Below are 2083 nucleotides of genomic sequence, written 5' to 3'. Positions count from 1 at the left end.
TGCCGTAGATGCCGATCTCGCGCAGGATGATGACGATCGGATAGATCATCACCTGATAGGGGATGAAGGCGCCGACGATCAGGATGACGAAGAAGGTGTCGGCGCCCTTGAAGCGCCAGTTGGCCAGGGCATAGCCGTTCACGGAGGCGATCGCGATCGACAGGATCACGGACGGCACTGTGATGCGCACCGAGTTCCAGAAGCCGCGTGAAAGCCCGTCGCAATTGAGGCCGGTGCAGGCTTTCGACCATGCCTTGACCCAGGGCTCGAAAGTAATCTCCACCGGCGGCGAGAAGATGTTGCCGAGGCGGATTTCCGGCATGCCCTTCAGCGATGTCACGATCATCACGTAGAGCGGCAGCAGATAATAGAGCGCCACGACGATCAGCGTACCGTAGAGGAAGATGTTGCGGCGCGACAGCGCACGCCGCGGTTTCGGACCGCTCGGCCCCAGGGAAGCGGCGACGTCAGCCACGTTTGCGCCCCCCGAATTCGAGATAGGCCCAGGGCACGATGACGATCACCACCGAGAGCAGCATCATGGTCGAGGCGGCAAAGCCCTGGCCGAGATTCTGGGCGAAGAACATGTAGTCGTAGACGTATTTGGCCGGCACCTCGGAAGCGATGCCCGGGCCGCCGCTGGTCTGGGCAACCACGAGGTCGTAGACCTTGACGATGCCGGCGGCGATGATCACCAGTGTGGTGATGAACACAGGGCGCATCATCGGGATGATGATGAAGAGGTAGGTCTTCCAGGCGGGTATGCCGTCCACACGGGCGGCCTTCCAGATGTCCTCGTCGATGCCGCGCAGGCCGGCCAGCATCAGGCACATGATCAGCCCCGTACCCTGCCAGAGCGCGGCGATCGAAATGCCGTAGATGACGATGCTGGAATTATAGAGCGGGTCGAAGCTGAAGCTCGCCCAGCCGAGATCGCGCACGACATGCTGGACGCCGAAGTCCGGATTGAGCAGCCATTGCCAGACCAGTCCGGTGACGATGAAGGAAAGTGCGAACGGATAAAGGAAGATGGTGCGGAACGTGTCCTCGAAACGGATCTTCTGGTCGAGCAAGGCCGCCAGCAGGAAGCCGATCGCCAGCGAGAACACCAGCGAGATGACGCCGTAGATCAGCAGGTTCTCGATCGAGACCAGCCAGCGTGGCGTCGCCCACAGCCGGTAATACTGATCGAGCCCGACGAAATTCAGCCGCGGCAGCAGCTTCGAATTGGTGAAGGAGTAGAGCACGGTCCAGGCGGTGCCGCCGACGAATACCACCAGCGCGGTCAGGATCATCGGGATCGATGCGACCTTGGCGTTGAGATTGCGGAGGAGCTGGTTCGGGCGTTCGCTGCTGCTCATCTCGGGCGACCGGGCAATGAGGACGTCGAAGCTCCCGACCCCGGACAGGCTGGGGCCGGGAGCCGGCGGGGGCGCCGGAATCAGTCCGCCGAGGCGATGATGGCGGCGAAGCGCTTCTGCGCCTCTTCCACGGTCAGGTCGGGCTTGGCGAAGAACTCAGAGAACAGGTCTTCCTTCTGTTTCTGGCTGTCCTGCGAGAGCAGTTGGTCCGTCCAAGGCATGACGGAGCCCTTGGCAAGGATGGCGAGGCCCTTCTTCATGCAGTCGTTGGCGGTGTTGAGGTCGACGTCACCACGCACCGGCAGCGAGCCCTTCTTGAGGTTGAAGGCGACCTGTGTCTTTGGATCGAGCAGCGTCTCGGCCAGCACCACCTGCGCCTTGGCCTTTGCCTCGTCCTTCAGCAGCGGGAAGTAGAAAGCGTCGCCGCCGGTGGCGATGACCTCGTTCAGGCCGAGACCGGGCAAGCAGGTGTAGTCCTTGCCGGCGGTCTTGCCGGCGACCTGGAATTCGCCTTGCGCCCAGTCGCCCATGATCTGGCCGCCTGCCTTGCCGGTGATGACCAGGTTGGTCGCCTGGTTCCAGTCCTGCACATTGGTGTTCTTGGCCATCTTGCGGGCGTCGTCCGCCGCCTTGAACACCTTGGCGATCTCGGGGCCGGCGGCGAACTTGGCGTCCTTGTCCTTGTAGACCTTGAGGAAGGTGTCGGTGCCGCCGACCGCGGC

At 62.7% G+C, this 2083-nt stretch carries 1 protein-coding gene and 2 pseudogenes; all 3 read right to left on the bottom strand.

Annotation, left to right across the window (positions count from 1 at the left end; translation table 11 throughout):
• Window positions 1–475 (bottom strand): annotated as a pseudogene (locus tag Q0L57_RS13380) (carbohydrate ABC transporter permease); the annotation flags it as partial.
• Entirely contained in the window at window positions 468–1361 is an 894-nt protein-coding gene (locus Q0L57_RS13375; protein ID WP_296743328.1) for a carbohydrate ABC transporter permease, read from the bottom strand. The gene Q0L57_RS13375 and the pseudogene Q0L57_RS13380, both read right to left, overlap by 8 nt.
• Window positions 1362–1441: 80 nt before the next feature.
• A pseudogene (locus Q0L57_RS13370) lies at window positions 1442–2083 on the bottom strand (carbohydrate ABC transporter substrate-binding protein); the annotation flags it as partial.

It is taken from the genome of Mesorhizobium sp. (genome assembly GCF_024509055.1).
Classification (GTDB): Bacteria; Pseudomonadota; Alphaproteobacteria; order Rhizobiales; family Rhizobiaceae; genus Mesorhizobium.
The sequence above is the reverse complement of the archived record's forward strand: the minus strand, read 5'-3'. Positions and strand labels throughout refer to the sequence as shown.